Origin of the sequence: Paenibacillus sp. AR247, assembly GCF_002968895.1 — a bacterium.
In the GTDB taxonomy this organism is placed as follows: Bacteria; Bacillota; Bacilli; order Paenibacillales; family Paenibacillaceae; genus Paenibacillus_AQ; species Paenibacillus_AQ favisporus.
This window is the reverse complement of record NZ_PCZT01000009.1, coordinates 79,440-85,082: the sequence shown is the minus strand read 5'-3', so window position 1 is coordinate 85,082 and position 5,643 is coordinate 79,440. Positions and strand designations below refer to the sequence as shown.

Here is a 5,643-nt window from a genome sequence, read left to right as displayed (position 1 = left end):
GTTGGCGTAGTATCCCAGCGGCAAACGGAGCACCGAGCCCAGCACCACCGGGATTGCGGTCAGGATCGCCAGCCGGTCCGCCGGGATGGTTATGTCCTCCCGAATGAACGGCAGCAATGCGGAAATGATAACCCATACCATAAATCCAAGCACCAAATTCATCGTCTGCAGCGGCAGCTGCGCTTTTTTGATCATTTCAACCACCTTTTCTGAACGTGATGAATGGCTGACTTCATTGATCCCCATGCCTTATTGTACGTGACGATATTCACAAAGATAATAGGGAAGTTCCCTGAATTCGTCAGGGGAACTTCCCTATATCCTGTGGCTGTAACACCCGTTATCCTTAAAAATGCTAGAAATCCAGCAGCTTTTTCTTTAGCGCATACTCCACAAGCTCCGGGCGGCTTTTCAGGTTCAGCTTCTCCATAATTTTGGCCTTATGGGCCTCCACCGTTTTGACGGAGACATACAGCTTCTCCGCAATCTCTTTGTTGCCGTAGCCTTTGGCGATGAGCGGCAAAATCTCGATTTCCCGTGGGGACAGGCTGTTAAACGGATCGTTGTCCGCGCTCTCGCTGTCCTTTTTAATATACTCCCGAACCAGTGACGTGGCCATTTGCGGATGGATGTAGGTTCCTCCCTTGTGCACCATCCGGATGGCCGAGACCAGCTCTTCATCTGGCGCGTTTTTGAGCACGTAGCCGGAAGCCCCGTTTTTCAGCACATGGAACAAATAGTCGTCGTCATCATACATGGTGAGGATCAGTATTTTCGTATTCGGAAAATCATTGCTGATCTTGCCCGTGGCAATCAGGCCGCTCTCGCCCGGAGGCATGCTGAGGTCCATCAGCAGCACGTCCGGTTGATGCTTGGCCACCATGGCGTAAGCCTCCATGCCGTCAGCAGCTGTCGCGACGACTTCCATATCCTCCTGATAGTTCAGAATCATGGAAAAGCCGCTCCGGACCACCGCATGATCATCCGCTATGACAATTTTCATCGTGTATCGGTCTCCCTCTCGTTATCCTCTGAACACGGAATGCGCAGCTCCACCTTCGTCCCTCCGCCGATGGCCGAATACAGCATGAACTGGCCGCCGACAAGCTCGGCGCGCTCACGCATCCCGTATAAGCCAAGGCCGGTGCCCTTGGCTTCATTCTCATTCATATTGAATCCGGTTCCGTCATCCTTGACGGTCAGCTGCAGGACCCCGTCCTCTTCGCATAACCGGACATGCACCTCGTCGGTACCGGCGTATTTCAGCGCGTTCAGGACGGCTTCCTGGCATACGCGGTAGACCACGGTCTCGATCTCGCTGCCGTAACGGGCCGCGGACAGCTCCGCCGAGAAATCGACGAGCAGGCCGTAGTTTTTCTCGATCCATTTGAAATGCGACCGGAATGCCGCTTCCAGCCCCAGGTCATCGAGCGAGGCCGGCCGCAGCTCTACGGACAAATGCCGGATGTCGTCCAGCAGCCGCGTCAGCGACACTTCGGTCTGCTGCAGCTTCTTCAGTACATCTTCGCCAACCTCCATATATTTGACCACGCGCAGGTCCACAAGCGAGCTGAGCAGCTCCTGGGCGACACTGTCATGCAGTTCCCGGGAAATCCGCTTTCGCTCGTCTTCCTGCGCTTTAATAACGTATTTCAGCAGATTCGAGCGCTGGAGCATCTCCTGCGTCTTCTGCTGTTTAGTCAGATCCAAAAGCATGAGCACGCGGATCCCCCGCTCCTCGTCAATGGTATGATAGCTGGCTGCATAAGGGACGACGCCTTCGCCCCTGGTTTGGAGATAGACCTGGAACGAGGAAAAATCCCCTTTCGGATAGTCTAAATAGCATTTGGAACAGGAAATCTGATCTTTTTCGTCCGTGTAGCCCTTGCAGGCCTGGCAAAAGGAATCGTCGACGCCGGACTGCATCCGTTCGATCACGTCAATATCCAGTATGTTCTCCGCGGCCGGGTTCATGGCGACGACGCTGCCTTTTTCATCGATAAAAAAGATTGCCTCCATGCTGTTCGCATACATCTTCTTCAGCAGATCATTTAAATGTTCATCCGTCATCCGAATCAAGGCTGTCCCACCTCCCCCGCAACAAAAGCGCCAAATTCCTTGCCAAGTCCCTCCTGGAACTGGTCAAAGGCTGCTTGGGTCAGGCGGTTCTCTACGCGGTAGCCCACCAGCAAGACGCCCTGGACCCGCGCTGCTTCCCACAGCGGAATGGCCCCGAGGCTCTTCAACTGCTCCGCCACAATGATCGGATAATTAAACAAATCCCGGGATTCGATATCGGTGTTCACATTTTGGATCAGCATCGGCTTTCCGGTTTTGAACACGATGCCCGCAATGCCTTTCCCTGAATGCAGGACAATCCGCTTATAGCGATCGTTCATGTTGCCGGAGGCATATTGCCAGGTCAATACGAATCGGTCCTCAGCCGGCTGAACAAGAGCCAGGGACACAAAATCGAATTGAAACCGGTCCCGGAGCTTTTCGATTTCCGCTTGGTATTGATAGTTCGGCTGATTCTTCACGGCCATAGCTCCCCTTGATGTAGAAAAGAAGGCTGTTCGCCTTCTTTGGTCTACGATTCATAATTGCGGTGCTTCCTATAAAGGATATATCTTCTGCCTACATAATTCAACGGAACGCTCCATACGTGCACGAGCCGGGTAAACGGCCACAGCGCGAAAATCCCGAATCCGGCCAGAATGTGAATCTTGAACGACAGCGGCACATTTACCATCAGCGCCGCATCCGGACGCAGCATAAACAAATCCCGGAACCAGACCGAAATGCTCTCCCGGTAGTTGAACTCCGGCTGGACGGCGTTCGTCACCAGCGTGCTGTACATGCCCATGAACATGATAAACAGCAGCAGCACGTTGACGATCATGTCTGAAGCGGAGCTGAGCCGGCGGACATTACGGATCGTGAACCGGCGCGAGGTCAGCAGGATCATGCCGCCCAAGGTCAGCAGGCCAAAGGCGCTGCCGATATATACCGCGCCGATATGGTACATATGGTCGCTGACTCCCGCTGCTTCCATCCACGATTGGGGAATGGCCAGGCCGGCAACATGACCCCCGATCACGGGGATAATGCCCAAATGGAACATCAGGCTGCCCAGCCTCAGCTGCTTTTTCTCGATAAACTCGCTGGATTTGGCCGTCCAGTTGAACTGGTCGGTACGATAACGGTAAATATGTCCGACGACAAACACCGCGAGGCACACATAGGGGAATATGACCCATAGAAACTGGTTAATCATGCTCATGCGCCTCCGTCTCCTGCTGGATACATGCTTTAAATGTTTCGCGCAGGCCGCGGATCAGGTGAGCGTACGGACTGCCGGACTTCTCCAGAGCCTTCAGCAGATGGTAGGTGCCGTCCTCCATGACCGCCAGCATGAGATCCAGGCTCTCCGCCGCTTCCTTTTCATGCCCCTGCCAGTTGGCGGCATAGACGAATTCGCACATGAGCGGCAGGTAATCGGACAGCTCGGATCCGGCGATATCGAGGCCGTACAGCTGATACGTTTCCTTGAGCTTGGCCAGCATTTGTCCCCGGTCCGGCTGTCCTCAAATTTGTGGAAGGTCATGTACAAGGTTCGTTTTTTTCTGAAAATCGAACGTCTGAACGTACATCTCCTCAATCTGCTCCATGCTGTATTCATGCATGAGGTTCCAGAAAGTACGGACTGAAGTATAGGCCGGATGTTTGGAGTCCAACGACTCCGCCAGCACGGACGGGTGGAAATCCAGCTTCTCCGGGTAAGTCAGCATTTGAGCGAAAAACCGACACGGTTTGATCGTTCTGCAGCTTTTCGAGATTAATCACGCCAGATCCCCCCATAGAAATTTTCTTCGTACAGTTCCTTGCCGGTTTTGCCCTGCGGGCTTGCCGGTCCGCAGCCGCTGCAGCCCAAGCTGAAGCCTACGAGGCCTTGGGAGCGGTACACATCCATGTGGCTTTCTTTGTGCGATGTCGGCACCACGAACCGGTCATCGTATTTGGCAATGGCAAGCAGCCGGTACATCTGCTTCATTTGACCTGCCGTCAGGCCGACCCGCGTCAGCCGCGCTTCGTCAAATTCGGCACCGGCCGACTGGGCCCGCATGTAGGAGCGCATCATCGCCAGGTTAGCGAGGTACTGAATCGGCGTGCGCATCTCCTCGATCGCCGGGAAGATCATGTCCGGATTTTCGATCGAATCTCTGCCTTCAAAGTAGTTCATGATGGGGCTGAGCGGCGGCACGTACCATACCATCGGCAGCGTACGGTACTCCGGATGAAGCGGGAAGGCCAGCTTGTATTCGATGGCGAGTTTATAGACGGGCGAGTTTTGGGCCGCCTCAATCCACTCCTCGGACAACCCGTCTTTGCGCGCCTGCTCGATCACCGCAGGATCATGCGGATCAAGGAACAGGCTGCATTGCGCCTGGTACAGATCCTTTTCATCCGGTGTGGAGGCCGCTTCCTGCACGCGGTCGGCGTCATACAGCATCACACCCAAATACCGGATGCGGCCGGTGCAGGTCTCCGAGCAAACCGTCGGCAGCCCCGCTTCGATTCTTGGAAAACAGAAGGTGCACTTCTCGGCCTTGTTCGTTTTCCAGTTAAAGTACACCTTTTTGTATGGGCAGCCGGTCATGCAGTAGCGCCAGCCGCGGCAAGCTTCCTGGTCCACGAGCACGATGCCGTCCTCGTCCCGTTTGTACATTGCGCCCGAAGGGCAGGACGCAACACAGCTGGGATTGAGGCAGTGCTCGCACAGGCGGGGCAAATACATCATGAACGTCTGCTCGAAGTTGAACTTGATCTCTTCCTCGATCTTTTCGATATTCGGGTCCTTCGGACCCGTTACATGGGCGCCCGCCAGATCGTCTTCCCAGTTCGGTCCCCATTCCAGGTCCATCGTTTCGCCGGTGACTGCCGATTTCGGGCGGGCCACAGGCTGATGCTTCTTCTCCCCACTATTCGTCAGATGCTCATAGTTGTAGGTCCATGGCTCGTAGTAATCCTTCATTTCCGGCATATCGGGATTGTAGAAAATTTTGCCGAGCGCGATTTTGGACAGCTTGCTGCCGGATTTCAGCTGCAGCTTGCCCTTTTTCAGCGTCCAGCCTCCCTTGTATTTCTCCTGGTCCTCCCAACGGATCGGGTAGCCGACGCCCGGCTTCGTTTCCACATTGTTGAACCACATATATTCCGCGCCCGGACGGTTCGTCCAGGTGCTCTTGCAGGTGACGCTGCACGTATGGCAGCCGATGCATTTATCCAAATTCATGACCATGGCGACTTGCGCTTTAATCTTCAAGCCAATCCACCTCTTTCATTTTGCGGACAGCCACGTACACATCCCGCTGATTGCCGATCGGTCCGTAGTAATTGAATCCATAGCTGAGCTGGGCATAACCTCCGACCATCTGGGTCGGCTTCACGTGGATTCGCGTCGGTGCGTTATGACTGCCGCCACGGTCCTTCGTGATTTCCGAGCCCGGCACGTTGATGTGCTTATCCTGCGCATGATACATGTACATCGTGCCTTTCGGCATCCGGTGGCTGACGACGGCACGGGCGGTGACGACGCCGTTGCGGTTGTAGACTTCCAGCCAATCGTTGTCCTGGATGTCG

At 54.8% G+C, this 5,643-nt stretch carries 6 protein-coding genes and 2 pseudogenes; all 8 read right to left on the bottom strand.

Going from position 1 to position 5,643, the window contains the following annotated elements; translation table 11 throughout:
* Window positions 1–195 (bottom strand): annotated as a pseudogene (locus CPT76_RS39170) (nitrate/nitrite transporter); the annotation flags it as partial.
* 160 nt (window positions 196–355) lie between these two features.
* Entirely contained in the window at window positions 356–1,003 is a 648-nt protein-coding gene (locus CPT76_RS08180; RefSeq protein WP_076164548.1) for a response regulator transcription factor, read from the bottom strand.
* Complete coding sequence (locus CPT76_RS08175; RefSeq protein WP_105442562.1) at window positions 1,000–2,079, bottom strand: sensor histidine kinase; 1,080 nt, start codon at window positions 2,077–2,079, stop codon at window positions 1,000–1,002. Before CPT76_RS08175 ends, CPT76_RS08180 begins: the two co-directional genes overlap by 4 nt.
* Window positions 2,076–2,546, bottom strand: coding sequence for a GAF domain-containing protein (locus CPT76_RS08170; RefSeq protein WP_374954625.1), 471 nt, complete (start codon window positions 2,544–2,546; stop codon window positions 2,076–2,078). Before CPT76_RS08170 ends, CPT76_RS08175 begins: the two co-directional genes overlap by 4 nt.
* A gap of 44 nt (window positions 2,547–2,590) precedes the next feature.
* Window positions 2,591–3,283 carry a respiratory nitrate reductase subunit gamma gene (gene narI / locus CPT76_RS08165; protein ID WP_105442561.1) on the bottom strand — a complete coding sequence of 231 codons (693 nt, stop codon included), beginning with the start codon at window positions 3,281–3,283 and terminating at the stop codon, window positions 2,591–2,593.
* Window positions 3,270–3,861: pseudogene (gene narJ / locus CPT76_RS41935) on the bottom strand (nitrate reductase molybdenum cofactor assembly chaperone). Before narJ ends, narI begins: the two are co-directional and overlap by 14 nt.
* On the bottom strand, window positions 3,839–5,326 hold the full coding sequence (narH, locus tag CPT76_RS08155; RefSeq protein WP_105442560.1) for a nitrate reductase subunit beta: 1,488 nt from the start codon (window positions 5,324–5,326) through the stop codon (window positions 3,839–3,841). Before narH ends, narJ begins: the two are co-directional and overlap by 23 nt.
* The coding region (locus CPT76_RS39155; protein ID WP_258168194.1) for a molybdopterin dinucleotide binding domain-containing protein at window positions 5,316–5,643 on the bottom strand (328 nt) is incomplete at its 5' end. The genes CPT76_RS39155 and narH, both read right to left, overlap by 11 nt.